This window comes from Flaviflexus salsibiostraticola (assembly GCF_003952265.1).
GTDB lineage: Bacteria > Actinomycetota > Actinomycetes > Actinomycetales > Actinomycetaceae > Flaviflexus > Flaviflexus salsibiostraticola.
This window is the reverse complement of sequence record NZ_CP034438.1, coordinates 890271-913523: the sequence shown is the minus strand read 5'-3', so window position 1 is coordinate 913523 and position 23253 is coordinate 890271. Positions and strand designations below refer to the sequence as shown.

Genomic DNA, 23253 nt, shown 5'->3' with positions numbered 1-23253 from the left:
CGCTCTGACCCGGCCTCTTGACCTAACCTTGTTCTGTTCATGACGTTCTAAAAGGAGTTGCCATGCTGCTCGCAGATAAAGTTGCCGTCGTCACAGGAGCCGGTTCAGGTTTCGGCGAGGCCACCGCCGTTCTCTTCGCGAAGGAGGGGGCGTCGGTGGTCGTCGTCGACATCGACGGGGCAGCCGCCACTGCTGTCGCCGACGCCATCGCGGCCGACGGGGGCACCGCCATCGCCGTCGCCGCCGACGTGGCCGACCCGGAGTCGGTCAAGGGCTTCATCGATCGCGCCGTCGAGGAATTCGGTCAGCTCGACATCCTCTTCAACAACGCGGGCATCTACCGACCCGGCAACGTCGAGGAGACCTCCATCGAGGACTGGGACCGGTCGACCGACGTCAACCTCAAGAGCGTCTTCCTCGGCATGAAGTATGCGATGCCGCACCTGAAGAAGACGAAGGGCAATGTCATCTCCACCGCCTCAGCCGGCGGCATCATCGGCTTCCCCGACGCCGTCTCCTACGGCGCCACGAAGGGTGGAGTCGTCTCGCTCACCCGCGCGGCGGCGGTCGACTATGCCCAGCACGACATCCGGGTCAACTGCATCTGCCCCGGAACCGGCGAGACCGGCATGACCCGCGGCCTGCTCGAGGATCCGACGATCAAGGATGCCTTCCTCGCACCGATCCCGCTCCACCGCCTCGGCCAGCCCGAGGATGTGGCGAAGGCGGCGCTCTTCCTCGCCTCCGACCTGTCCGGCTACATCTCGGGCCACGCCCTGCCGGTCGACGATGGCTGGACCATGTCCTGACCGCGAGAACGGCGCGCGCTCGACGGTGGCGCCACAGAACAGGGGCGCCGATTCGGCGCCCCTGTTCCGCTTCCCCCTCTACCGCACGGAGGCGGCCACAGCCCAGATGACGCCGAATCGGTCGCGCACCTGGCCGTAATAGTCGCCCCAGGGGGCCTGCTCATAGGGCATGATCGCCTCCCCGCCATCCTCGGCCAGTCGGTCGAGCAGGGCACGGCCCTCCTCGACATCGTCTCCGTAGATGACCATCGAATAGACCGGAGATCCGAGTGGATGATCGCCGCCGTCGCCGCCGGAGACGTTGACTGTGCCCCGCAGCTCGCCGTGGGCGACCCAGTCGGGATCGGGTGCGAACGGATACTCGTCCAGATTCCCCATCTCCCCATAGGTCATCATGGTGAGCTCGCCGCCGAACACGGATCGATAGTAGGTGAGCACCTCGGCAGCGTTGCCGGGGAAGGTGAGGTACAGGCTGTGGCGTAGGGTCATGATGGCTCCTCTCGATTGCGGACAACGCTACTCAGGACCGCCGCCCCCGCAACCGGTGAGAGAACTCTCGGACTAAGCCGAGCGCGCCACCCGTTCACACAGTGTCAACACCATTGGAGGTCACGTGCAGTCGCTGTTGAGAATTCTCAGGTTCACGAAGGAGCTGCGAGGGCACTACATCGCCATCATCGCCGCCTCGACGCTGACAGCGGTGGCGGCGCTGACCGTCCCCTTCATCATTGGTTCGGCAACCGATGTCGTCGTCGAGGCACTCGCGGGCGACCGCACACAGTCCGACGCGATTCGGGCCGTCCTGGTCCTCGCGGGCGCGTTCCTCGCGATCGAGCTGTTCTCCACTGCGGTGTCGTCGGTCGGCGGTTATGTCGGTGATGTCATGAGCGCGCGGATGAGGGAGATCCTCTCGACCCGCTACTACGAGAAGCTCCTCTCGCTGCCCCAGCGCTACTTCGATAATGAGTTGACGGGCCGGATCGTCTCTCGTCTCAACAGGTCGATCACCGAGGTCACGAACTTCGCGAAGTCGTTCGCCAACAGCTTCTTCACCATGCTCATCACGACCGTCGCCGTTCTCGTCATCTCCGCCTGGTACGCGTGGCCGCTCGCGCTTCTCCTCCTCATCGTCTTCCCGGTCTACATGTGGCTGACGGCCATCACCTCGAAGCGGTGGCAGACGCACGAGGCGGTGAAGAACGAGGATATCGACATCGCCGGAGGCCGCTTCAACGAGGTGGTCGGCCAGATCAAGGTTGTCAAGTCGTTCGTCTCCGAACTGCGGGAATACCGGTACTTCTCGAAGCGCTACGAGCGCACCGTCGCCACCACCCGGAAGCAGTCGACCCACTGGCATGGGATGGATGCGCTGAGGCGCGGGGTCATGGCTGTCATCTTCTTCGGCGTCTACGCCATCATCTTCACCTACACCGTCCGGGGCCTGTTCTCCGTCGGAGACATGGTCCTGCTCGTCCAGCTCGTCTCGATGGCCCGCCAGCCGGTCACGATGATGTCCTACATCGTCGATTCTGCCCAGCGCGCCATCGCCGGCTCCCGCGACTACTTCGAGGTCATGGAGATCGAGACCGGCGAGGAGACGCCGATCATCGAACAGGCGCGCAGAGAACCGGGGACCGGGCACGCCCGGGCGCTCGATCTCTACGAGGGCCCTGCCCTCGTCTTCGAGAACGTGACCTTCGGGTACGAGGACGATGGGAATGTCCTCGACGGTGTGAGCTTCTCCGTCGCCAAGGGGGAGCGGGTCGCCCTCGTCGGGGAATCAGGCGGAGGCAAGACCACCCTCATCAATCTTCTTCTCGGCCTCTATCCGCTGCGCGAGGGACGCATCGCCGTTGCCGGAGCCGACGTTGCCGCCATGTCGCTGCACCAGCTCCGCTCCCGCATCGGCGTCGTCTTCCAAGACTCGAGCCTGTTCTCGGGGACCATCCGCGAGAACATCGGCTACGCGGACGAGGCCGCCGGCGAGGACGAGATCGTCGCGGCCGCGAAGAAGGCGAACGCGTGGGAATTCATCGCCCGCTTCAACGGTGGTCTCGATGCCGTCATCGGCGAGCGCGGGCTCAAGCTGTCCGGTGGGCAGAAGCAGCGCATCTCCGTTGCCCGCGCCATCCTCAAGGACCCGGCCGTCCTTGTCCTCGACGAGGCCACCTCCGCGCTCGACACCCGCTCCGAGCGTCTCGTCCAGGCGGGCCTTGAGTCGCTCATGGCTGACCGGACCTCCCTCATCATCGCCCACAGGCTGTCGACCATCTCGACGGTCGACCGCATCATCACCCTGAGGGACGGCCGGGTCGACGAGATCGGCCCGCCGGCCGAGCTCGCACAGAGCGGCGGCATCTACGCCCAGCTGCTCGCACTCCAGGACGAGGGGACCCACGCCGCGAAGAAGAAGCTGCGCGGATACGGGATCGAACGCTAGTTCCGAAGGGATAACGTGGACAAGAGAACGCTCAAGGAGGCATCCCGTGGTTGACCTGCTCTCGGCATCACCGCTGCTCACCATCTTCATCGTCGTCGCCCTCGGCGCCGCGCTCGGAGCCGTTCCCTTCGGCCCCCTTCGCCTGGGCGCCGCAGGCGCCCTCTTCGTCGGCCTCTTCATCGGCGCCCTCGTCCCCGACATCGGCGCAGCCCTCGGCCTCCTTCAGTCCCTGGGACTCGCCCTGTTCGTCTACATGGTGGGGCTCTCGGCGGGGCAGACGTTCTTCTCAGACCTGCGGCGGCAGGCCCCGATCATGGCCTGGGCCGCCATCATCCTCCTCCTCTCGGCCGCGGGCGCCATCGTGCTCGGCCGCGTCCTCAACCTCGACGCCGACATGGTCACCGGCATCTTCGCCGGTTCACTCACCTCGACGCCGGCGCTCGCGGCAGCCAACGACGTAACCTCGTCGGGCCTCCCATCGGTGGGCTATGCGATCGGATATCCCGTCGGCGTCATCCTCGCCATCCTCGTCGTCGCCTGGACCGTCGGGAAGGACTGGCCGAGCCGCAATGACACCGGCTCCCTCGCCGGGCAGGACATCGAGGCCGTCTCCGTCGCGATCAAGAACCCCATGCCCGTCCGGGCGGTCAAGGGGTTCGCGGAGCAGGAGCTGCGCATGAGCTACCTGCGCAGGGAGGGACGCACGCGCGTCATCTCGCCCGGCGAGGAGCTCGTCGCGGGCGACGAGGTCCTCTTCGTCGGCACCGCCCCGGTCGTCGCGGCGGCCGTCGACCAGGTGGGGGAGCGGATCCCCGAGCACCTTGCCCATGATCGCGGCCAGGTCGACTTCCGTCACTTCGTCGTCTCGAACGACGTTCTGGCGGGCCGGACCGTCGCCGAGCTCAACCTCGCGGCGCGCTTCGGCGGCGTCGTCACCCGCGTCAGCCGCGGTGATCTCGAGATGTTGGCCCGCGACGATCTCACCCTCGAGCTGGGGGACAGGGCGCTCGCCGTCGTACCGCGGGAGTCCTTCGATGAGGTCGCGGCCTTCTTCGGAGACTCCGTCAAGGGTGTGTCGAGCTTCTCGGCGCTGTCGGTCGGCGTGGGCATGGCCCTCGGTCTGCTCGTCGGCATGGTTGAGATCGCCCTGCCGGGCGACGCTCGATTCTCCCTCGGCGCTGCGGCCGGCCCCCTGGTCGTCGGCATGGTTCTCGGGGCGCTCCATCGCACCGGCCCCCTCGTCTGGCAGGTCCCTCAGGCGGCCAACTTGACGATCCGCCAGCTCGGCCTCCTCATCTTCCTCGCGGCCGTCGGCATCACCGCTGGGCCGGCCTTTATGGAGACCGCGTTCACCGGCCAGGGCGCCCTGTCCGTCATCATCGCCGCCGCCGTCGTCCTCATCGCCGCGGTGGGCATGGCAGCCGCGGGCCGACTGTCGGGTCTGTCGGCGCCGAGGACCGCAGGGGCGATCGCGGGAATGATCGGCCAGCCCGCTATCCTCTCCTACGCGACGGGCCGGCGCGATGATGAGCGGATCGAGTCGGGATATGCGGCGCTGTTCGCCCTCAGCATCATTGTGAAGATCCTCTTGGTCAACGCCATTCTCGCGTTCTGAGGCGGACCGAGCGATCGCTCCCTGACGTGCCCATTGTGCACGTTTTGCGCCAAATGATACCGAATGGTACCCAGGTCGCTTTGAGTTCGGCTGGAACATTGTGTGAGCAACCTGAGAATTCGATGGAATCGCCTGCTGTTCCGCGCGTTTGCGGTGAGTTTCCGCTACATTCGACCTAGTGATCCAACCAGGGTCCGCAAGAACAACTGAGGAGAGGTGGGCACTATGTCCCTGAACCGTACCGAGCTCATTGCCAAGATCGCCGAGCGCGCCAACCTGACCAAGACCGATGCCGATGCCGCGATCAACGCCCTGCAGGAGGTTCTCGTCGAGTCCCTGTCTGCCGGTGAGGCCGTCAAGATCACGGGTCTCATGTCGATCGAGCGCACCGAGCGCGCCGCCCGCAAGGGCCGCAACCCCCGCACCGGTGAAGAGATCGAGATCCCCGCGGGCCACGGCGTCAAGCTCTCGGCCGGTTCGGCCCTCAAGAAGGCCGTCGCCAAGTAGAGTGTCCATTCGTCGTGCTGGCCCCGATACCGGGGCCAGCACTATAGTTTTCACCATGAGTCAAGAGACATCCGGCAGCACATCGACCGAGACCCGCAACGAGCAGAAGCTCAAGCCGGGCGACGCGGAGCGGTTCGCGCACTACGTGCGCAAGAACAAGCTGACCGAATCGAACGTGACCGGTAAAGCGGTCATCGCCCTGTGCGGCAAGGTCTGGATTCCCGTGCGCAACCCGGAGGCATTTCCGGTGTGCCCCGTCTGCAAGGAGATCTACGCGCAGATGAAGGGCGGCGGGGACCAGAGCTGACCGACGTGAGAATATGACGTGAGGGAGCGCATTCGCGCTCCCTCACTCCTCTTCTCGACCGGCCCTCTTCTCCGAGTGGCTGCCGTTGTCCCGTGTGCGGGCGGCCGGACCGACTCGCGTGACGGCGTGATCAGGTCCCGTCGTACGGGTTCTGATCGCCCGGGAAGATGTCGATCATCGTCGACGGGATGGCGGCCTCGCCCTCCGACAGGCGCCAGGCCTGATAGGGAAGTTCGTTGCGGGACTGCACGTGGTGCGCCGCAGCCTCCTGGGCCGTCACATGCGACTGGACCTCACCGGCGAGGACGAGGGGCACCTGGAGGGGGCGCGCCCCCATCTCGTCCAGCTTCTCGAAACCCTGCTCCCACGAGGCGCAGGAGATGATGAGCTCCTCGCGGGCGACGCCATCCTCGTCCCGCAGGCGGCCCGCGACCTTGAGCCCGCCGACCGAGCCCTTCGACGCGGACTTCTTGGCGACTTCGCGAATGTGGCCGCGCGAGTCCTCGCGGGCGACGAGCTTATAGACGAGCTCCGCAGTCGGGAACCCGGACCCGGTCACCAGCTTTGTCCCCACGCCGTAGGAGTCGACGGGGGCAGCGCCGAGGGCCGCGATCGCGTACTCGTCGAGGTCGGAGGTGACCGTGATCTTCGTGCCGGTCGCGCCCAGCTCGTCGAGCTGCCTGCGCACGGTGATGGCCTGGGCGACGAGGTCGCCCGAGTCGAGGCGGATCGCGCCGAGCTCCCCTCCGGCATCGCGCGCGGCGCGGACGGCACGCTCGACCCCGCGCCGCACGTCGAACGTGTCGACGAGAAGCGTCGTGTCCGTCCCCATCGTGGCGATCTGTGCGGCGAAGGCGTCCTCCTCGGTGTCGTGGACGAGCGTGAAGGAGTGGGCGGCGGTGCCGATGGCGCGGATGCCATACATGCGTCCCGCCTCGAGGACCGAGGTGCCCGCGAAACCGCCGACGACGGCGGCGCGGGCCGCGGCGACGGCGGCCTGCTCGTGGGTGCGTCGCGCCCCCATCTCCAGGCAGGGTCGGCCGTGCGCGGCGATCGTCATGCGCGAGGCCGCCGCGGCGACGGCCGCGTCATGGTTGAGGATCGACAGGATGAGGGTCTCGAGCAGGACGGCCTCGGCGAATGTGCCCGTCACGGTGAGGATGGGGGAACCGGGGAAGAAGCATTCGCCCTCCCGGTATCCGTAGATGTCACCGGTGAACCGGTAGTCGGCCAGCCAGTCGATCGTCGACTCGGAGACGATCCGATGCTCCCGGAGGTAGGACAGCTCCGCGTCCGAGAAGCGGAAGTCGGCGAGCTGCTCGAGGATCCGGCCCGTGCCCGCGACGACGCCGTAGCGGCGTCCGGCCGGCAGGCGGCGCGAGAAGACCTCGAAGACGGACTCCCGGTCGGCGGCGCCGGACTGGAGAGTGGATTCGACCATGGTGAGCTCATACATGTCGGTGAGCAATGCGGTGGACTGATGCATGGTCATCAGCCTATCGGCCACGGCCAACCTCACACGTGAAAATCCCGCGTTCTGCGTAGAATGGCAGGTAATGACACAGCCGACTTCTTCCCCCGCACCCTCCGAAGAGCAGACTTCCGCTCCTTCGTGGCGCACCGTTGTGCACGATGATCCGATCAACCTCATGAGCTATGTGGCCTGGGTGTTCGAGTCGTACTTCGGGTTCGATGCCATGACGGCGAACAGGCTCATGATGGAGGTCCACACCCGCGGCCGCGCCGTCGTCTCCTCGGGCTCGCGCGAGGCGATGGAGACCGATGTCCAGGCCATGCACACGTACGGCCTGCTGGCCACGATCGAGGGTGATTCCTGATGTTCGGCTTCAAGCGCGTCCGCGGCGGTGTGAGCTCCGGGGGCGACATCTTCGAGCTCGAGCTCGTCGCCTCTCTCATGCGCGACGTCGTCGCCATCCTCGGTGAGGACGTCGCTGTCGTCGACGTCACCGACGATCCTCTCGCGACGCTTGAGAAGGAACTCGCGCCGATCGCCGAGCCGTCATTCGATCCCGTTGTCGATCGGCTGCTGCCCGACATGAGCGAGGATCCCGATGAGGCCCGCGAACTGCGTGAGCTCAGCGAATCCGGCGTCCGCTCGACGAAGGTCTCGAACCTCACCGCCGTCTACCGGGCGCTCTCGTCGTCGACTGGCCGCGTGTTCGTGCCGGAGGACGAGATCCCGATGTGGATGTCGGCCCTCAACGACCTCCGGCTCGTACTCGGCACGCGGCTCGACATCGACGACACGGCGCGAGCCGAAGAGGTCGCCGCACGTGCGGGCGAGATCGCCGATGGCCAGCATGCCCACCCGCTGAGCGAGGAGGACGAGGTGGAGAACCAGCTCATGCTCGTCTACGCCATGATCTCCTGGTGGCAGGATTCACTCATCGACGCGGTGCGGCTCCGCCGCCCACGCGGATAAGGTCGGTTCATGAGAGATGCGCCGATCGGAATCCTCGACTCAGGTGTCGGTGGATTGACGGTCGCCCGCGCGATCATCGACCAGCTCCCGGGCGAGGCGATCACCTATATCGGCGACACCGCCAACACGCCCTACGGCCCACGGCCGATCGCGGAGGTCCGTGAACTCACCCTCGACGTCCTTGACACTCTTGTCGAGTCCGGGGTCAAGATGATCGTCATCGCCTGCAACTCCGCCTCTGCCGCCGCGCTGCACGACGCCCGTGAGCGATATGAGGCCGGCATGGGCATCCCCGTCATCGAGGTCATCCGCCCCGCCGTCCGGCGTGCCGCGACGTCGACGCACTCGGGGAGGGTCGGTGTCATCGGCACCGAGGCGACCATCAACTCCGGAGCATACGCAGACGCCTTCGCGGCGGCCCCATCGATCGAGCTGACGATGGCGGCGGCGCCGCGATTCGTCGAATTCGTCGAGGCCGGGCAGACGACCGGTGCGGACCTCATAGAGGTCGCCCACGAGTATCTTGATCCGATCAGGCGGGCGGGCGTCGATACCCTGGTCCTCGGGTGCACCCACTACCCGCTCCTCACCGGCGTCATCTCCTACGTCATGGGGGACGCCGTCACGCTCGTCTCGTCGGCGGAGGAGACGGCGAAGGACACCTACCGCGCTCTCGTGGCCACCGGCCTTGAGAGGGTGGATCAATCCCCGCCGCAGCACCGATTCCTGTCAACAGGTGACGCCGAGTCCTTCCAGGTTCTCGCACGTCGCTTCCTGGGGCCCGAGGTGGGCTCCGTCGACCGCGTGGAGGTCCCGTGAAACTCACAGTAGTCGGATGCACCGGCTCGATGTCCGGCCCAAAGGGCGCAGCCTCGTGCTACATCGTCCAGACGGCGACAACAACGATCCTCCTCGACCTCGGTCCGGGAAGCATGGGTCAGCTCATGAACCACATCGACCCGGCCAAGATCGACGCGATCATCCTCTCCCACCTGCACACCGATCACTGCGCCGACATCATCGGCATGCAGGTGTATCGCCGGTGGCTGCCGAGCGGACCGCTCGGCACTGTCGACGTCTACAGTCCGGGCGACGGACTGCATCGCACGAGACAGATCGGCGGAGATGGGGCGGACGAGACTTATGCGGGAGAGTTCGACTTCCACACCGTGGCCGCCGGTGACACGATCAGGGTTGGGGACATGTCGATCGAGTTCTTCGACGCGGTCCACCCCGTGCCGGCGGTGGCCACACGGATCACCGGTCCCGAGGGCGGGGTACTCGCGTACTCGGGTGATACCGACTACTGCGAGGGCCAGGTCGCTGCCGCGAGGAATGCCGACCTGTACCTGTGCGAGGCGGCCTTCGAGGCAACGCGGGACACGGTGCGCGACATCCACCTGACCGGCGGTCGTGCGGGCAGGATCGCCGCCGAGGCCGGCGCCCACAATCTCGTCCTCACCCACCTCCAGCCGTGGACCGATCCGGACACGGTGTGTGCGGAGGCCCGCGAGGAGTATGCCGGGCCGATCGCCGTCGCCATCCCCGGTGGGACGTTCCACGTCACGCATCCCTCTACTATGGAGTCATGACGACACGTAAGGACTCCCGCGGGCTCGACGAGCTCCGCACAATCACGATCACCCCGAACTGGCAGGAGGCCGGCGAAGGCAGCTGCCTCGTCGAGTTCGGCAGAACACGGGTGCTGTGCACCGCCTCCTTCACCGAGGGCGTGCCGCGCTGGAAGATGGGATCGGGCACCGGCTGGGTGACGGCGGAGTATGCGATGCTGCCGCGCGCCACCGACTCCCGCAGCCCGCGCGAATCCGTCAAGGGCAAGATCGGCGGCCGCACCCATGAGATTTCCCGCCTCATCGGCCGCTCGCTGCGCGCCGTGGTTGATCTGAGCCTGCTCGGCGAGAACTCGATCGTGCTCGACTGCGATGTGCTCCAGGCCGACGGCGGCACCCGCACCGCCTCGATCACCGGCGCCTACGTCGCCCTCGCACTCGCTGTCGAGTGGGCGCTGACGAACGGGATCCTCACGACGTCCCCACTGACGGATTCTGTTGCCGCCGTCTCTGTCGGGATCGTCGATGGCGTCCCCATGCTCGATCTCCCCTACGAGGAGGACGTGCGCGCGGAGACGGACATGAACGTTGTCATCACCGGCTCCGGCTCCTTCGTCGAGATCCAGGGGACCGCGGAGGACGGCACCTTCAACCGTGACGAGCTGAATGCGATGCTCGATCTCGCGCTCGCCGGCACCGCCGAGCTCACCGAGCGGCAGAGGGAGGCGCTCGCGTGATCCTCGCCTCCCGCAACGCACACAAGCTCGGCGAGGTCCGTCAGATCCTCGGCCGCGACGACCTTGAGCTGTCGCCCGATGGCGTGGGCGATCCGGTCGAGGATGATGTCACCTTCGCCGGCAACGCCCTCATCAAGGCCCGCTTTGTCGCGGAGCGGACAGGCTCCGCTGTCATCGCCGATGACTCGGGTCTGTGCGTCGATGTGCTCGGCGGGGCGCCGGGGGTCTTCTCGGCACGATGGGCGGGCCGCCACGGAGCGGACGTGGAGAACCTCGAGCTTCTCCTCAACCAGCTCGCCGATGTGCGCGACGAGCACCGCGCCGCGAAGTTCGTCTGCGCCGCCGTCTACGTCGAGCCCGGGGGGCGTGAGGTTATCGCGACCGGCACGATGAGGGGACAGCTCCTGCGCGAGCCGCGCGGCGAGGGCGGGTTCGGGTACGACCCGATCTTCCTGCCCGACGGCCATGAGCTCAGCGCCGCCGAACTGTCCGCGGAGCAGAAGAATGCCATCTCCCACCGCGGCCACGCCTTCAGGGCACTGCGGGCCGAGCTCGACAGGCTCGGGCTCGGCTGACCGGCGGGCATGTTCCCGCTGCAGCGACAGTGGCGGGAACGAGCCCTCTACAGCGATAGTGCGCGGTCGAGATCCTCGATGAGACATCGAGGATCCTCAAGCCCGATCGACAGACGCAGCAGGTCGTCGCTCAGACCGTAGGCCTCCCTGATCTCAACCGGGATGTCCGCGTGCGTCTGGGTGACGGGATGGGTGATGAGGCTCTCGACCCCGCCGAGGCTCTCGGCGTAGGTGAAGACGGTCAGCCCCGTGAGGATCGCGCCGATCCGGCTACGATCCTGCACGGTGAACGAGATCATGGCGCCGCGGCCGGGGTAGAAGATCTCACTCACGCCAGGATGCTCGGCGAGGGCGGCGGCGACCTCGCGGGCCGTCGCCTCCTGACGGTCGAGACGGACCGCGAGAGTCTTGAGCGAGCGCACGAACAGCCAGGAGTCGAAGGCCGACAGCGTCGGCCCGGTCGTGTTCGCCAACCAGCGAAGTCTTTCGCCCAGCTCTTCATCGCCCGTGATGACGGCTCCGGCGAGCAGGTCGTTGTGGCCGGTCAGGTACTTGGTCGCCGAATGGAGTGAGATGGTGGCACCCTCGTCGAGCGGCTTCTGGCGCAGCGGCGTGAAGAATGTGTTGTCGACGATCGTGTGCGCACCGACCCGCGAGGCGAGCTCAGCGACACGCCTGATGCTGATCTCCTTCATGAGCGGGTTCGTCGGTGTCTCGATGAAGACCGCCGTCACCTCGTCGGTGAGAACGGACTCCAGCTCCTCGCACGTGTCGAAGAAGCCGAATGTCGCCTGCCCCGAGTCTTCGAGGTGGCGGAAGTACCGGTAGGAGCCGCCGTATACGTCCCGTGTGACGAGGAACCGCGATCCCGCGGGGTAGAGGCCGAAGACGAGCTGGATGGCGGCCATGCCCGAGCTCGTGGCGACCGCGTGGGTGCCGCCCTCGAGAACGGCGAGGCCCTCCTCGAGGACCTGCCTGGTCGGATTGTTCGTCCTCGTGTAATCGAAGCCCGTTGATCGGCCCAGCTCCGGATGCTCGAACGTCGTCGACATGTGGATCGGCATGCTGATCGCACCGGTGCGGGGATCGCGGCGATTGCCGAGCTGAGCGAGATAGGTCGTGAGAGTCATAGGGGCTCCTCCTTCTCGGACACCGTAGCGACTCCGGGGGAGGAGGAGCCTGATTTGTCCGAGTTATCTTCCCTGGTGAGAATGCGGGTCACCCGTGGAGTGCCGTTCGACCACACGCGCGGCGATCCGCCAGCCGAGGAGCAGGGTTGCGAGAACAAGCGCTGTGACGATCGGGAACGCTCCGGAGAGTCCGTCACCCATGAGCGCACGCAGGCCGAGCCCGCCGGCCGTTGTCACCGACCAGACGATCGCCCCCGAGGCCAGCGAGGCGGGCTCCCGCCACACACGGGGAATCGCCCACGCCGCGACGAGGGCGATGATGAAGGGCAGGGCCGTGAGCGGGTAGTCGGCCAACGCGCCGTCGTGCGAGGCGAGGCCGACAGCGACGAAGGCTGCCGTCAGGGCGAGATCGGCGAGAAAGGCTCTCATTCAGAGCGCGCTCATGTGCGCGAGGGCCTGCCGGAGGATCTGGGCATGAGACTCATTCATCTCCGCCTGCAGCTCAGGGGTGCGGACATCACCCGGCGAGAACCACGTGACGTCGAGGGTGTCCGCCGCGGGATCGCATTCGCCCATGACCGGCACGATGTAGCACATGGAGACGGCATGGTGGCGCTCATCGAACTTGTCGGAGCCCGGGGTGGGGAAGTACTCCGCCACCGTGAAGGGTGTGATCGTCGAGGGCAGCTGCGGCAGCGACATCGGCCCGAGATCCTTCTCCAGGTGCCGGGCGATCGCCTCGCGGATCGACTCGTGGTAGAGCACTCGACCCGAGACGAGTGCGCGCGAGATGCCATCGTTCTGGGCTTCGAGAAGAAGCCCGATCGACTCGAGCCTGCCGACCTCGTCCGTGCGGATCGGGACGATGTCGACGTAGACCAACGGCACGCGACGCCGCACGAACTCGAGCTCCTCAGGCGACAGCCAGGGCCCCATATCTCCAGATGCAATATCGCTCACGCCTCGATTGTGCCAGCACTTCCAGGAAACTATGAGATTGTCAGCGCATGGAGAACATTCGTCGCCTCTACTGGGCCGGTGCGATCACGGCGGTCGGGTATTCGATCGTGGGAATCATTGTGGCGATCCAGGCGGGTTTTCCGCCCGTGCTCTTCATCGCCGTCCTCTTCTCGCTCGCAGGAGCAGCTGCCGCCTCCAGAGGTGCGTCGCGGGCAGATCTGGCGTGGTGGGCCGGGGGAGTCCTCCTCACCGGCTTCATCACCCCCACGACGTGGGGAATCGCGCCCATGATCATCGCCATCACCCTTGTCCTCGTCGTCTCGATCCTGCTCTGGCGAGAGGTCCGCAGGCGTCAGGATCCAATGAGGGGCACGAAGCGGTAGAGCCCGTGCTCTGTCACCTGTGGGCCGTCCGTCCGCCTGACGATCCGCAGCATCGTCCCGGCGACGGGAATGACCATGATGCCGCCGACGGCGAGCTGATCGACGAGCGCCATCGGAAGGCGTGCCGCCTCGGCTGAGACGAGGATCCGATCGTAGGGGGCGAGCTCCGGCCATCCCAGACCCTCCGGGTCGGCATCGTGGATCGTCACCCACGGCATGCTCTCCTCGGCGAGTACGCTCCGGGCGCGTTCCACGAGCTGGGGGACGATCTCTGTCCCCGTCACCGTGCCCGTGGGGCCGACGAGGTCACCGAGGATGGCCGTCGACCATCCCGACCCCGACCCCACGTCGAGCACGTGGTGGCCCGGCCTCACGTCGAGGAGCACCATCATGTCCGCGACGGTCGAGGGCTGGGAATTCGTCTGGCCATGGCCGATGCTGATCGGGTAATCGAGCCCTGCAGACCGTCTGGCATGCTCGGGTAGGAAGCGCGTCCGATCACGCCTTGTCATCGCCTCGATCACGCGGTGCCGCTCGCTCATCGCCCCTCCTCGACCTCTCTTCGGAATCTATCGCCCGTCCCGGCCGCTGTCGAGAGTGGAGGTGACCTGCCGCGAGAGGGCTCGCAGGCAGACCTCCCGCCGTGGATGATCTCGGAGGGATCAATGCGGACGCGTCGGCGGCGCGATAGTGTCTGTGTCGAGCGGGAGGGAGGTGGGGCGCATGAGAGCGGCAGAGGCCACCATCACCGGACGCGTCCAGGGGGTCGGGTACAGATTCGCTGCGGTCAGGCGAGCGCGAGAGCTCGGGCTTCGCGGATGGGTGCGCAACGCCCGCGATGGAACCGTGCGTGCGCTCATCATCGGCGACGATTCGGCCGTCGCCCAGATGCTCGATTGGTGCTCCTCGGGTCCGCCTGCGGCTCTCGTGGCGAACGTCCACGCCGTGGAGCGCCATCCAAGCGATTATGCGGACGTCACGGACTTCGATCTCCTGCCCTGACGGGATCCATGCGCGATCTCCTGCCCCGGTCAGTGCGCGCCCGCTGGGTGGAAGAGGAACTCGGATACCGACAGCAATGGGGCGCCTCGTTCGAGGCGCCCCACGTGTCGTCGTCGAGTGCCGACAGTCAGCTGGTCGCTGAGACGGTCAGCTCTGCGTTGATCGAGTCGACCGATGCCTTCGCATCGCCGAGCAGCATCTGGGTGTTCTCGGCGAAGAAGAGCGGGTTCTCGACACCGGCATAGCCGGCGTTGCCCATGGATCGCTTGAACACGATGACGTTCTTCGCCTCCCACACCTTGAGGACGGGCATGCCCTCGATGGGCGAGCCGGGCTCCTCAGCGGCGGGGTTGACCGTGTCGTTGGCGCCGATGACGAGGACGACGTCGACATCGGAGAACTCCTCGTTGATCTCGTCGAGCTCGTAGACGACGTCGTAGGGGACCTTCGCCTCGGCGAGGAGGACGTTCATGTGGCCCGGAAGGCGGCCGGCGACGGGGTGGATGCCGAAGGTGACATCGACGCCGGACTCGCGCAGTCGCTTCGTCATGTCCGCGACCGGGTACTGGGCCTGGGCGACTGCCATGCCGTAGCCGGGGGTGATGACGACCTTCTTGGCGTTCGCCAGCATCGACGCGACCTCATCCGCCGTGGTCTCCGTGTGGGTGCCGTAGTCCCGCTCCGCGGCCGCCGCGGTGGGCTGGCCGAATCCGCCGAGGATGACGGAGATGAAGGAGCGGTTCATCGCCTTACACATGATGTAGGACAGGAACGCACCGGAGGAGCCGACGAGGGCGCCGGTGATGATGAGGAGGTCATTCGACAGCATGAAGCCGGCGGCGGCCGCGGCCCAACCCGAGTAGGAGTTGAGCATGGAGACAACGACCGGCATGTCGCCGCCGCCGATGGCTGCGACGAGGTGCAGGCCGAGGCCGAGGGCGATGACCGTCATGATGATGAGGGGCACAAGGCCCTCGCCGAGGGTCGCGGTGTTCATGAACCACACCATGAGGCCGACCGAGACGAGGACGGCTGCAAGGTTGAGCAGGTTGCGTCCCGGCAGGGTGAGGGCGGACGACTTCATCTTCGCCGACAGCTTGAGGTAGGCGATGATCGAGCCGGTGAAGGTGACGGCGCCGATGAAGATGCCGAGGAAGATCTCGCCCATGTGGAAGGCGTGGCCCGGGCCGCTCTCGCCCGCAGAGGTGATGAACGTGTTGAAGCCGACGAGGACGGCGGCGAGACCGACGAACGAGTGCAGCAGCGCGATGAGCTGCGGCATCTCCGTCATCTCGACCTTCTTCGCCACGCGCAGGCCGACGACGGCCCCGATCGCGAGCGCCGCGAGGATGAGGATAAGGGTGATGGCGACGCCGCGCGCCGGATCGGAGTCGAGGGCGAGCCAGATGGTCGCGACGAGGGCGATGCCCATGCCGATCGCACCCGACGTATTGCCCGACTGGGCGGTCTCGTACTTGGACAGCCCGCGCAGCGCGTTGATGAAGAAGAGCGCGGCGACCAGATAGGCGAGTACAACGAAATTCTGAGCATCCATGTCATGCCCTCCTGAACATGCCGAGCATGCGGTGAGTGACGGCGAAACCGCCGAAGATGTTGATGGACGAGATGACGATCGCGATGAAGCTGAAGATCGTCACGACCCAGCTGCCTGAGCCGATGAGGATGATCGCGCCGACGATGATGATGCCGGAGATCGCGTTCGTCACGCTCATAAGGGGCGTGTGGAGGGCGTGGGTGACGTTCGTGATGACGTAGAAACCGACGATGACCGCGAGCGCGAGAACGATGTAGTGCCCCGTCATCCCGACCGGGCTCACGAGCACGAGGGCTGCGCCGAGCACGGCGGCGAGCGCCAGCCAGATCGTCGACTTCTTGAGACCGCCCGCTGCGGGTGCCTCCTCGGCCACCGGGGCCGGGTCGACGACCTTCGGTGCGGGGGCGGCAGAGACCTGGATCGGGGGCGGGGGCCACATGACCTGCCCCGCATCGGCCACCGTCACGGTGCGGATGATGACGTCATCGAAGTTGATCGCGGCCCGGCCGTCCTTCTCTGGGGTGAGCAGCTTGAGGTAGTTGACGATGTTCTGCGCGTACAGCTGAGAGGACTGGGCGGGCAGGCGGGCCGCGAGATCCTCGATGCCGATGATCGTCACGCCGTTCTCGGTCACGATCGTCCGGCCGGGCTCGGTCAGCTCGCAGTTGCCGCCGCCGGCGGCGGCCATATCGACGATGACGGAGCCGGGCTTCATCGCGTCAACCATGTCGGCTGTGATGAGGATGGGGGAGCGGCGGCCCGGGATCGACGCGGTCGAGATGACAATGTCGGCGCGCGCGGTCTGCTCCGCGTAGAGCGTGGCGGCGGCCTCCGCCTGAGCGTCGGTCATCTCCTTCGCGTAGCCGTCGGAGGATTCCTGGGCAGGGGCGGGGATGGCGACGAACTCGGCGCCCATCGACTCGACCTGCTCGCCTACCTCGGAGCGGATGTCCGTCGCGCGGACGACCGCGCCCATCGAGCCCGCCGTGCCGATCGCGGCGAGGCCGGCGACGCCGGCACCGATGACGTAGATGTTGGCGGGCGGGACCTTGCCGGCGGCCGTGACCTGGCCGGTGAAGAGCCGTCCGAAGGCGTGCGCGGCCTCGACCACGGCACGATAGCCGGCGACGTTCGCCTGGCTGGAGAGCACGTCCATCGACTGGGCGCGGGAGATGCGGGGAATGGCGTCCATCGCCATCGCCGTCACACCCTGCTCGGCAAGCGCCTCGACGAGCGCGGGATTCGCGCCCGGGGAGAGCTTCGAGATGAGAATGCCGCCGCGGCGGATCCGCTCCAGCTCGGCCGGCGGCCTGATGCTGGTCACGATGTCGGAGGACCAGGCCTCCTCGGCTTCGACAATCCGGGCACCCGCACTGATGTACTGCTCGTCCGGGAACTGCGCCTCAGCTCCGGCCCCGGTTTCGACTGCAACGTCGTAGCCGAGCTTGATCAGTTGGGCGACGGTGTCGGGAGTGGCCGCGACCAGGGTTTGGCCCTGTTCGGCCGGTACGCCAATTCGCACAGTAAATCCCTTCAATAAAGACACTGACGAGTTCAAGAATATCCGGTCATATGGGGCACGCATGGGGATTGTGTCCTACCACAAGCCGGTCGGGACTTTCAGGTGATCGAGGACTTCGGCGATGAAGGAGATCGTTCCCAGCGCCACGACGTCGCCGTCGAGCTCTCCCGCCACGTCCGCAAGGAGCGGAAGGCCATCGGGATAGGGCAGCCCGGGCACGCGCACATGGATCGCATTCGGCACGAGAGCGCTGCAACCGGCACGGTCCTTCGACTCCGGCCACGAGGCGATGATGGTCGGCTCGTGCAGCGGTGAGGCGTCGAGTGCGGCCGCGACGCCGGCGGGCGAGATCGCCGCGTCGACGAACCACCGGCCCGAGGATCCTTCGTGGAGCGAGGATCGGCCGGGCAGCGTCGGCATCCGAAAGGCTGTCGGTGTGTGACCGAGATGCTCGGCCAGAGCCGCGCCCACAGCCGCCCCCACGCCCATGTTCTCGCCGATAAGAGGGTTCCGGTGCGGCAGAGGAACCGCGTCGACGATGCCGGCTCCCCAGGACTCTGCGGCGCTCCGGACGAGGCGATCCACGAGAGCATCCTGCTGTGCCGAGCCGAGGATCCGGACGCTGTCCGAGCCGGCTCCGACGAGGTTCTCGGCGATTGCGGCCAGGTCATCGCCGATGATCCCCGCATGCTCGATGAAGATCGGGGTGACGACGAGGGCGGTGTGGTCGAACAGGGACACCTCATCGGTCGCCCCACCCATGCCCTCCTCGACGATGAGGACGTCCGCGCCGACCTCGCCGGCCCACCACGCCCCCATCATCGTGAACGCTCCCGAGGGAGAGAGGTAATGCTCCGCTGGCAGGGATGGCAGAAGACGTGATAGATGTGCCGAAAGTCTCAGAAATTCGTCGTGAGACAGCTCGGCCCCATCGACCCTGATCCGCTCGCGGTTTGAGCGGAAGGCCGGCGAGGTGATGGTGACGGTCGTCAGCCCGACACCGGTGAGGGCCATCGATGCCGCCGCGGCGGCGGTGCCCTTCCCCTTCGAGCCGACGACCGCCAGCGAGGGCGGTGGGGTGATCGAGAGGAGCTCGGCAAGCGCGATTGATGAGGTGAGGGTCCGCGGCCTGGCGCCCCGCTGCTTCCATTGAGCGAAGAACGGCTCATCCTCCGGCAGGTGTCGTGCTGTCATCACCCGCATCCTAATCAGCTTCCGGCGGATTCTGCTGACCCGCGGCCGGGCGCGGATAGAATCGAGCAATGACACGACTTCAGCCGGGCGATCAGGCACCGAACTTCTCCATCGACACACCGACCGGGACGGTTGCGCTCGCGGACCTCCTCACAGACGCAGACAAGGGCGTCATCGTCTACTTCTATCCGAAGGCGATGACGCCGGGATGCACGACGGAGGCCTGCGACTTCCGGGACGCGAGGCTCGCCGACTCCGGCTACCGCGTCATCGGGATCTCTCCCGACCCGATCGATAAGCTCCAGGCGTTCGCAGATGCCGAGCTGCTCGACTTCCCGCTCGGCTCCGATCCTGAGCACGAGGTCCTCGAGGCCTACGGCGCCTGGGGTGAGAAGAAGAACTATGGCCGCACGGTCGTCGGCGTCATCCGCTCGACGTTCGTCATCGCCCCGGATGGGACAATCACCGAGGCCATGTACAACGTCAAGGCGACTGGCCACGTCGCGCGGGTGGCGAAGAACATCCTCGGATAGCAGTTCGGCCGGGCACTGCGTCGTGGACTATCCTGAATGTTCGCGCGCGAGTGGCGGAATTGGCAGACGCGCTGGATTTAGGTTCCAGTGTCCTCGGACGTGCGGGTTCAAGTCCCGCCTCGCGCACCATTCCCCGGTAGCTCAACGCGAAGTGAGGGCCGGGGAACACTTTTTCAAGGACGCGAATCGCGCCTACTCCCCCCCATTGCTCCCCCGCCCCCGCCGGGCCGTACTACACACACGACGACGCAGCGCGAGTCTCAGGCGCCGCCGAGATGATGGACGCCGCATCCAAGAAACTGCCCGGCGCGAGACGCAGAGAGCCAAAGGCTTACGCCAATAGGGAGTTGCTTTGCGGGCGGGTATGGCAGCCATGGCCGGCCTACTCGCGCGGGACATTGGTCAACCAGTGGACATTGGATTGACCCGCCACGATTCTTCGCTTACATTGATTGTGATAGATCCCCGGTCAGGCCACTCCCCTATGTTTCATAGGGTGACGCATAAATGACCGGGGCCTTTCATTTCCAGGAGAGCGAATGGGCAAGAGCTGGCTGAGCTACGAGCAGCAGGTTGACTTGCTCAAGAAGCGTGGATTAGAAGTTCGTGATCCTGATTCTGCCGTTGAGTTCTTGTCCCGCGTCAACTACTACCGGGCATCTGGATACTTCCGCTACTGGCAGAGACAGCCCGGAGCCGGCGACAACCGCTTTATCGAAGGAGCGAACTTCGAAAAGGTGCGACAGCTCTATGAGGCTGAGCAAGCTCTTGTCCTGGTGTGCGATGAAGTATTGCATCCAATAGAAGTATTGCTCCGAACTCGCTTCGCCCATCACTACGCTGAGCACGTATCAGCAATAGGCGCATTCGCCCACGGAGAAGGATTCACCCAACCTCGTGACCCTGACGATGAGCTCGTGCAGGAATACGTATTGCGTAACCTCGATAGGAGCAAAGAGACGTTCGTCGCCCACTATCGTGATGAGATCAAGGTTGGCAATCACTACTCGCCCGACGCCTACGCTCGCATGCCTATTTGGGTCGCAGTGGAAGCGTTCTCCTTCGGAAGCCTATCTCGACTTATCGAAGCATCCGCCGAGTCAGGCGTCTTGGATTCACTCGCAGGCTCGATGAGCGTTTCAAGGAAGACTCTGCCCAGCCAGGTCCGATCGTTTGTGTACCTTCGAAACAGAATCGCCCATTGCGCAAAGCTGTGGAATCATTCAGTGCTCGATGTTCCTGGCTTGCTCCCCAACATTGCGACTCGTGCGAAGAAGAACTATCGCCCCTTCACGGATCACTCGATTTACAAGATCTTCGTTGCCCTTGATGACGTCGCTACCAAGACTGGCATAGCAGATTCGTGGCTCGCGCATAAGGTCGAGCCAATCCTGCAAGAGAATCGTCTGCTAGCTCAAGGAATCGCGAGCCCCGCGAAGTATGGGCAATTCGCCCGCGACCTACTTATCTAGTCTCTTAACGGCACCAGATCAAGCGCAGCCACGGCGTCGGGGTGGTGTTCTGCTTCCCAGGCATGGAAGCGGCCCTTGGCCTCCTCGGCGACGTCGCACAGCCACGCCACCTTGGGCGACTGGCGCATGGCTTGGAGCGTCATGTGGTCCTCGTCTAGTGGATTCCCATCAGTGCCCAGTAGTTGAGCATTGTATGTCTGTCCATGCCTCCGAACGTCACCGCAGAAAGGGAAGTGGACAAGTGATATTAACTCGCAGTTGAATACAAGACTGTATTTCTTCGCGATAGCCTGCTCTTGATGTGAAGAGGTGATTGTTTATGGCGAAATGGGACCCAGCGTCCGGCGACGAAACCGAACGGCTGCTCGGGAAACGGATCTGCGCCTGCCGCTGAGGGCGGATCAGTCGGTCGATGGCATTCGCCCGGGCTAGGCTGAGGCCATGCAGATTGCTCGTATCTCACTCCAGGCAGGCCCCCGCTACGCGATCGTCGACCGCGATACGGACGAATACGTCATCCTCGCCGGCGATCCGATCTTCCAAGGTCTCGACACGACGGGCCAGCGCGTGCCCATGGCGGGGACTCGAGTTCTCTCCCCGGTGATCCCTCGCTCCAAGGTCGTCGCCGTTGGCAGGAACTATGCCGCCCATATCGAGGAGATGGGATCGACCGCGCCTGAGAACCCCCTCCTCTTCTTCAAGCCGAACACATCCGTGATCGGACCCGATGACTTCATCGTCAAGCCGTCATGGTCCAGCGAGATCTCCTACGAGGCAGAGCTCGCTGTCGTCATCGGCAAACCCTGCAAGGACGTGCCGATCGAGCGGGTCGATGACGTGATCTATGGATACACGATCGCCAATGACGTGACCGCCCGCGATATCCAGCGCGAGGAGGAGCAGTGGTCGAGAGCGAAGGGCTTCGACACGTCGTGCCCACTCGGCCCTGTCATCGACCTTGACTTCGACCCGACCGACGTCGGCATTCGGACCCGCGTCAACGGCGAGCTCAAGCAGGACGGCCGAACCTCACAGATGATCAGGCCCGTGCCGGAGCTCGTCTCCTACATCTCCCATGCGTTCTCGCTGCTCCCGGGTGATGTCATCCTCACCGGCACGCCCGCAGGCGTGGGCACGATCCGCCCGGGCGACACGGTCGACATCGAGATCGACGGGCTCGGCACGCTCAGCAATCAACTGCGCGAAGGCTGAGGGTCCAGGATCCGGCGACCCGAAACGCTGGTCGGGGTCAGGCGTTGCGCGTAATGTGTGGGTCAGGAGCGGCTGTCCACCGGTGGCGCGAGCCACCCTGACCCTCCTTGAAGGAGGCCCCACCATGGCTCTGCATACCGACATCCCCACGGCGGCTGACATCGAGCGCCTCGCCGCTGCGCGAGAAGAGTATTGCGTCTCCATCTATGTGCCGACCTCCCCTGTCTCGCAGGAGAACGAGGTCGCCCGTCTCGAGCTGCGCAACGCCGCGGATGCGGCGGCCGGCCAGCTGTCAAAGGCGGGTCTGTCCCGCCCGGACATCGAGGCCATCGTCGGGCACGTTGAGGCCCTGACCTCTGATGCGAGGTTCTGGACCTACCTGTCCCACTCCTTGGCGGTGTTCCTCACCCGAGAGGATGTCGTGACCTTCCGCCTCCCGAATGAGCTGACCGCCACCGTGCAGGTCTCCGATCGGTTCCACATCAAGCCGCTGTTGCGAGCCGTCACCTTCCCGCACACGGCCCTCGTCCTGGCACTGTCCCAGAAGGCCGCGCGGCTCATCGAGATCACCGCCGACTCGCCGCCAGTCGTCGTCGAGGTGCCCGATATGCCGGCGAGCCTCGAGGATGCCGTCGGCAGCCTCGATGACCCCCATCGAAGCTCGTTCGATCGCCCGTCGTCAGGTGACGCCAAGCGGGTGCGGCTCACGCACTACGCACGGATCGTTGATCAGGCGGTGCGGCCGCTCCTCGGCGGGGGAGAGCGGCCGCTCATCCTCGCCGCCGCAGAGCCGCTGGCGAGCATCTACCGCTCGGTCTCGTCGACGACGAGCCTGGCGAGTCAGGGTCTCGACGGCAATCCTGACGACGTCGAGGTCACCGAGCTGGCCAGCGCGGCGCGCCTCGTGCTCGACGGGATCTACGCCGACGAGATCGCCCAGGTCCGCGAGAATCTGAGCGAGAATTATCCGCGCGACCGCGTTGCCTACGATACGGCCGAGATCGCCAGGGCGGTCACCTACGGTGCCGTCGAGACTCTCCTTGTCGACATCGACAATCAGGAGGCGGGCCTCCTCGACGAGGCCGATGGCGGGCTGACCTTCGCCGAGACCGCTGATGCTCACGACTACGGCATCGGCGATGAGATCGCACGGCGGGCCCTCCGCACCGGAGCTCGAGTCCTTGCCGTGCGGGCCGACGACATCCCGGGCGGCGGCCTCGTCGCGGCTCTGCTGCGCCACCCCCTGTGACTGTCGGCTGATCTGCAGGCTGAGCGAACAGCCTCCA

General features: G+C 65.8%; 27 protein-coding genes and 1 tRNA gene. 18 read left to right on the top strand and 10 right to left on the bottom strand.

What is annotated here, in order from left to right:
- The first annotated feature begins 62 nt into the window (after nt 1-62).
- Nucleotides 63-809: an SDR family NAD(P)-dependent oxidoreductase gene (locus EJO69_RS04380; protein ID WP_126039669.1), complete on the top strand. Its 747-nt coding sequence runs from the start codon at nt 63-65 to the stop codon at nt 807-809.
- Between the two features lie 78 nt (nt 810-887).
- On the opposite strand, the gene EJO69_RS04375 is transcribed toward EJO69_RS04380, so the two are convergent.
- A complete protein-coding gene (locus EJO69_RS04375) occupies nt 888-1298 on the bottom strand; it encodes a VOC family protein (RefSeq protein ID WP_126039667.1) in 411 nt (136 codons plus the stop codon).
- 136 nt (nt 1299-1434) lie between these two features.
- Between EJO69_RS04375 and EJO69_RS04370 the strand changes: the two genes are divergently transcribed.
- From EJO69_RS04370 to EJO69_RS04355, 4 genes are all read left to right on the top strand, one after another.
- Nucleotides 1435-3249, top strand: coding sequence for an ABC transporter ATP-binding protein (locus tag EJO69_RS04370; RefSeq protein ID WP_245993768.1), 1815 nt, complete (start codon nt 1435-1437; stop codon nt 3247-3249).
- A gap of 46 nt (nt 3250-3295) precedes the next feature.
- Complete coding sequence (locus EJO69_RS04365; RefSeq protein ID WP_126039664.1) at nt 3296-4864, top strand: aspartate:alanine exchanger family transporter; 1569 nt, start codon at nt 3296-3298, stop codon at nt 4862-4864.
- A gap of 225 nt (nt 4865-5089) precedes the next feature.
- Nucleotides 5090-5371 carry an HU family DNA-binding protein gene (locus EJO69_RS04360; RefSeq protein ID WP_126039662.1) on the top strand — a complete coding sequence of 94 codons (282 nt, stop codon included), beginning with the start codon at nt 5090-5092 and terminating at the stop codon, nt 5369-5371.
- Between the two features lie 55 nt (nt 5372-5426).
- On the top strand, nt 5427-5678 hold the full coding sequence (locus EJO69_RS04355) for a DUF3039 domain-containing protein (protein ID WP_126039660.1): 252 nt from the start codon (nt 5427-5429) through the stop codon (nt 5676-5678).
- A 130-nt stretch (nt 5679-5808) separates the two neighbouring features.
- Here the strand turns inward: EJO69_RS04355 and EJO69_RS04350 are convergent, their stop codons facing one another.
- Entirely contained in the window at nt 5809-7170 is a 1362-nt protein-coding gene (locus EJO69_RS04350; RefSeq protein ID WP_126042326.1) for a nicotinate phosphoribosyltransferase, read from the bottom strand.
- Nucleotides 7171-7234: 64 nt separating this feature from the next.
- Here EJO69_RS04350 and clpS point away from each other — a divergent pair, with 64 nt between their 5' ends.
- Genes clpS through rdgB form a run of 6 tightly spaced genes read left to right on the top strand, consistent with a single transcriptional unit; the run spans nt 7235 to nt 11004 of the window.
- Entirely contained in the window at nt 7235-7516 is a 282-nt protein-coding gene (clpS, locus tag EJO69_RS04345) for an ATP-dependent Clp protease adapter ClpS (protein ID WP_126039658.1), read from the top strand.
- Nucleotides 7516-8121 carry a DUF2017 family protein gene (locus tag EJO69_RS04340; protein WP_126039656.1) on the top strand — a complete coding sequence of 202 codons (606 nt, stop codon included), beginning with the start codon at nt 7516-7518 and terminating at the stop codon, nt 8119-8121. The genes clpS and EJO69_RS04340 overlap by 1 nt, the downstream gene beginning before the upstream one ends.
- A gap of 9 nt (nt 8122-8130) precedes the next feature.
- Nucleotides 8131-8940 carry a glutamate racemase gene (gene murI / locus EJO69_RS04335; protein WP_126039654.1) on the top strand — a complete coding sequence of 270 codons (810 nt, stop codon included), beginning with the start codon at nt 8131-8133 and terminating at the stop codon, nt 8938-8940.
- The gene (locus tag EJO69_RS04330) at nt 8937-9713 is read left to right on the top strand and encodes an MBL fold metallo-hydrolase (protein WP_126039653.1); all 777 of its coding nucleotides are present in this window, start codon (nt 8937-8939) and stop codon (nt 9711-9713) included. Before murI ends, EJO69_RS04330 begins: the two co-directional genes overlap by 4 nt.
- Complete coding sequence (gene rph / locus EJO69_RS04325; protein WP_126039651.1) at nt 9710-10429, top strand: ribonuclease PH; 720 nt, start codon at nt 9710-9712, stop codon at nt 10427-10429. The genes EJO69_RS04330 and rph overlap by 4 nt, the downstream gene beginning before the upstream one ends.
- Nucleotides 10426-11004 carry an RdgB/HAM1 family non-canonical purine NTP pyrophosphatase gene (gene rdgB / locus EJO69_RS04320; protein WP_126039650.1) on the top strand — a complete coding sequence of 193 codons (579 nt, stop codon included), beginning with the start codon at nt 10426-10428 and terminating at the stop codon, nt 11002-11004. The genes rph and rdgB overlap by 4 nt, the downstream gene beginning before the upstream one ends.
- A gap of 47 nt (nt 11005-11051) precedes the next feature.
- Here the strand turns inward: rdgB and EJO69_RS04315 are convergent, their stop codons facing one another.
- The 3 genes from EJO69_RS04315 to EJO69_RS04305 all read right to left on the bottom strand — a co-directional run bounded on the left by EJO69_RS04315 (nt 11052) and on the right by EJO69_RS04305 (nt 13094).
- Nucleotides 11052-12134, bottom strand: coding sequence for a PLP-dependent transferase (locus EJO69_RS04315; protein WP_126039648.1), 1083 nt, complete (start codon nt 12132-12134; stop codon nt 11052-11054).
- 63 nt (nt 12135-12197) lie between these two features.
- Nucleotides 12198-12563 (bottom strand): DUF3054 domain-containing protein, encoded by a 366-nt coding sequence (locus EJO69_RS04310; RefSeq protein ID WP_126039647.1) that lies wholly within the window; start codon nt 12561-12563, stop codon nt 12198-12200.
- Nucleotides 12564-13094: a DUF4916 domain-containing protein gene (locus EJO69_RS04305; RefSeq protein WP_126039645.1), complete on the bottom strand. Its 531-nt coding sequence runs from the start codon at nt 13092-13094 to the stop codon at nt 12564-12566.
- A gap of 47 nt (nt 13095-13141) precedes the next feature.
- Here EJO69_RS04305 and EJO69_RS04300 point away from each other — a divergent pair, with 47 nt between their 5' ends.
- Nucleotides 13142-13477: a hypothetical protein gene (locus EJO69_RS04300; protein WP_126039643.1), complete on the top strand. Its 336-nt coding sequence runs from the start codon at nt 13142-13144 to the stop codon at nt 13475-13477.
- Here the strand turns inward: EJO69_RS04300 and EJO69_RS04295 are convergent.
- Nucleotides 13447-14019 carry a protein-L-isoaspartate O-methyltransferase family protein gene (locus tag EJO69_RS04295; RefSeq protein ID WP_126039641.1) on the bottom strand — a complete coding sequence of 191 codons (573 nt, stop codon included), beginning with the start codon at nt 14017-14019 and terminating at the stop codon, nt 13447-13449. The two genes, EJO69_RS04300 and EJO69_RS04295, sit on opposite strands and share 31 nt — an antisense overlap.
- Before the next feature lie 181 nt (nt 14020-14200).
- Between EJO69_RS04295 and EJO69_RS04290 the strand changes: the two genes are divergently transcribed.
- Nucleotides 14201-14479 (top strand): acylphosphatase, encoded by a 279-nt coding sequence (locus EJO69_RS04290; protein ID WP_126039639.1) that lies wholly within the window; start codon nt 14201-14203, stop codon nt 14477-14479.
- 127 nt (nt 14480-14606) lie between these two features.
- On the opposite strand, the gene pntB is transcribed toward EJO69_RS04290, so the two are convergent.
- The 3 genes from pntB to EJO69_RS04275 all read right to left on the bottom strand — a co-directional run bounded on the left by pntB (nt 14607) and on the right by EJO69_RS04275 (nt 18750).
- Nucleotides 14607-16034, bottom strand: coding sequence for a Re/Si-specific NAD(P)(+) transhydrogenase subunit beta (gene pntB, locus EJO69_RS04285; RefSeq protein WP_126039637.1), 1428 nt, complete (start codon nt 16032-16034; stop codon nt 14607-14609).
- 1 nt (nt 16035) lies between these two features.
- Entirely contained in the window at nt 16036-17556 is a 1521-nt protein-coding gene (locus EJO69_RS04280; RefSeq protein WP_126039635.1) for a Re/Si-specific NAD(P)(+) transhydrogenase subunit alpha, read from the bottom strand.
- Nucleotides 17557-17631: 75 nt separating this feature from the next.
- On the bottom strand, nt 17632-18750 hold the full coding sequence (locus tag EJO69_RS04275; protein WP_126039633.1) for a hypothetical protein: 1119 nt from the start codon (nt 18748-18750) through the stop codon (nt 17632-17634).
- A 68-nt stretch (nt 18751-18818) separates the two neighbouring features.
- Between EJO69_RS04275 and EJO69_RS04270 the strand changes: the two genes are divergently transcribed.
- The 3 genes from EJO69_RS04270 to EJO69_RS04260 all read left to right on the top strand — a co-directional run bounded on the left by EJO69_RS04270 (nt 18819) and on the right by EJO69_RS04260 (nt 20755).
- A complete protein-coding gene (locus EJO69_RS04270; protein WP_126039631.1) occupies nt 18819-19283 on the top strand; it encodes a peroxiredoxin in 465 nt (154 codons plus the stop codon).
- A 44-nt stretch (nt 19284-19327) separates the two neighbouring features.
- Nucleotides 19328-19412: transfer RNA gene (locus EJO69_RS04265), tRNA-Leu, on the top strand.
- Nucleotides 19413-19822: 410 nt separating this feature from the next.
- On the top strand, nt 19823-20755 hold the full coding sequence (locus tag EJO69_RS04260) for an Abi family protein (protein WP_126039629.1): 933 nt from the start codon (nt 19823-19825) through the stop codon (nt 20753-20755).
- Here EJO69_RS04260 and EJO69_RS12290 read toward each other — a convergent pair.
- The gene (locus EJO69_RS12290; protein ID WP_164519867.1) at nt 20752-20898 is read right to left on the bottom strand and encodes a hypothetical protein; all 147 of its coding nucleotides are present in this window, start codon (nt 20896-20898) and stop codon (nt 20752-20754) included. The genes EJO69_RS04260 and EJO69_RS12290 overlap by 4 nt on opposite strands.
- Nucleotides 20899-21196: 298 nt before the next feature.
- Between EJO69_RS12290 and EJO69_RS04255 the strand changes: the two genes are divergently transcribed.
- Together EJO69_RS04255 and EJO69_RS04250 are read left to right on the top strand one after the other, a co-directional pair.
- Nucleotides 21197-21967, top strand: coding sequence for a fumarylacetoacetate hydrolase family protein (locus EJO69_RS04255; RefSeq protein WP_126039627.1), 771 nt, complete (start codon nt 21197-21199; stop codon nt 21965-21967).
- A gap of 124 nt (nt 21968-22091) precedes the next feature.
- A complete protein-coding gene (locus EJO69_RS04250) occupies nt 22092-23216 on the top strand; it encodes a baeRF11 domain-containing protein (RefSeq protein WP_126039625.1) in 1125 nt (374 codons plus the stop codon).
- Nucleotides 23217-23253 lie beyond the last annotated feature (37 nt).

Bases quoted from the DNA above. Each gene is read 5' to 3' on its own strand.
- EJO69_RS12290 (WP_164519867.1), bottom strand. From the start codon at position 20,898: ATGACGCTCCAAGCCATGCGCCAGTCGCCCAAGGTGGCGTGGCTGTGC.
- EJO69_RS04255 (WP_126039627.1), top strand. From the start codon at position 21,197: ATGCAGATTGCTCGTATCTCACTCCAGGCAGGCCCCCGCTACGCGATC.
- pntB (WP_126039637.1), bottom strand. From the start codon at position 16,034: ATGGATGCTCAGAATTTCGTTGTACTCGCCTATCTGGTCGCCGCGCTC.
- EJO69_RS04310 (WP_126039647.1), bottom strand. From the start codon at position 12,563: ATGAGAGCCTTTCTCGCCGATCTCGCCCTGACGGCAGCCTTCGTCGCT.
- EJO69_RS04380 (WP_126039669.1), top strand. From the start codon at position 63: ATGCTGCTCGCAGATAAAGTTGCCGTCGTCACAGGAGCCGGTTCAGGT.
- EJO69_RS04375 (WP_126039667.1), bottom strand. From the start codon at position 1,298: ATGACCCTACGCCACAGCCTGTACCTCACCTTCCCCGGCAACGCTGCC.
- EJO69_RS04300 (WP_126039643.1), top strand. From the start codon at position 13,142: ATGGAGAACATTCGTCGCCTCTACTGGGCCGGTGCGATCACGGCGGTC.
- EJO69_RS04270 (WP_126039631.1), top strand. From the start codon at position 18,819: ATGACACGACTTCAGCCGGGCGATCAGGCACCGAACTTCTCCATCGAC.
- EJO69_RS04355 (WP_126039660.1), top strand. From the start codon at position 5,427: ATGAGTCAAGAGACATCCGGCAGCACATCGACCGAGACCCGCAACGAG.
- clpS (WP_126039658.1), top strand. From the start codon at position 7,235: ATGACACAGCCGACTTCTTCCCCCGCACCCTCCGAAGAGCAGACTTCC.
- EJO69_RS04250 (WP_126039625.1), top strand. From the start codon at position 22,092: ATGGCTCTGCATACCGACATCCCCACGGCGGCTGACATCGAGCGCCTC.
- EJO69_RS04260 (WP_126039629.1), top strand. From the start codon at position 19,823: ATGGGCAAGAGCTGGCTGAGCTACGAGCAGCAGGTTGACTTGCTCAAG.
- EJO69_RS04290 (WP_126039639.1), top strand. From the start codon at position 14,201: ATGAGAGCGGCAGAGGCCACCATCACCGGACGCGTCCAGGGGGTCGGG.
- EJO69_RS04350 (WP_126042326.1), bottom strand. From the start codon at position 7,170: ATGACCATGCATCAGTCCACCGCATTGCTCACCGACATGTATGAGCTC.
- EJO69_RS04275 (WP_126039633.1), bottom strand. From the start codon at position 18,750: ATGACAGCACGACACCTGCCGGAGGATGAGCCGTTCTTCGCTCAATGG.
- EJO69_RS04315 (WP_126039648.1), bottom strand. From the start codon at position 12,134: ATGACTCTCACGACCTATCTCGCTCAGCTCGGCAATCGCCGCGATCCC.
- EJO69_RS04340 (WP_126039656.1), top strand. From the start codon at position 7,516: ATGTTCGGCTTCAAGCGCGTCCGCGGCGGTGTGAGCTCCGGGGGCGAC.
- murI (WP_126039654.1), top strand. From the start codon at position 8,131: ATGAGAGATGCGCCGATCGGAATCCTCGACTCAGGTGTCGGTGGATTG.
- rph (WP_126039651.1), top strand. From the start codon at position 9,710: ATGACGACACGTAAGGACTCCCGCGGGCTCGACGAGCTCCGCACAATC.
- EJO69_RS04360 (WP_126039662.1), top strand. From the start codon at position 5,090: ATGTCCCTGAACCGTACCGAGCTCATTGCCAAGATCGCCGAGCGCGCC.
- EJO69_RS04295 (WP_126039641.1), bottom strand. From the start codon at position 14,019: ATGAGCGAGCGGCACCGCGTGATCGAGGCGATGACAAGGCGTGATCGG.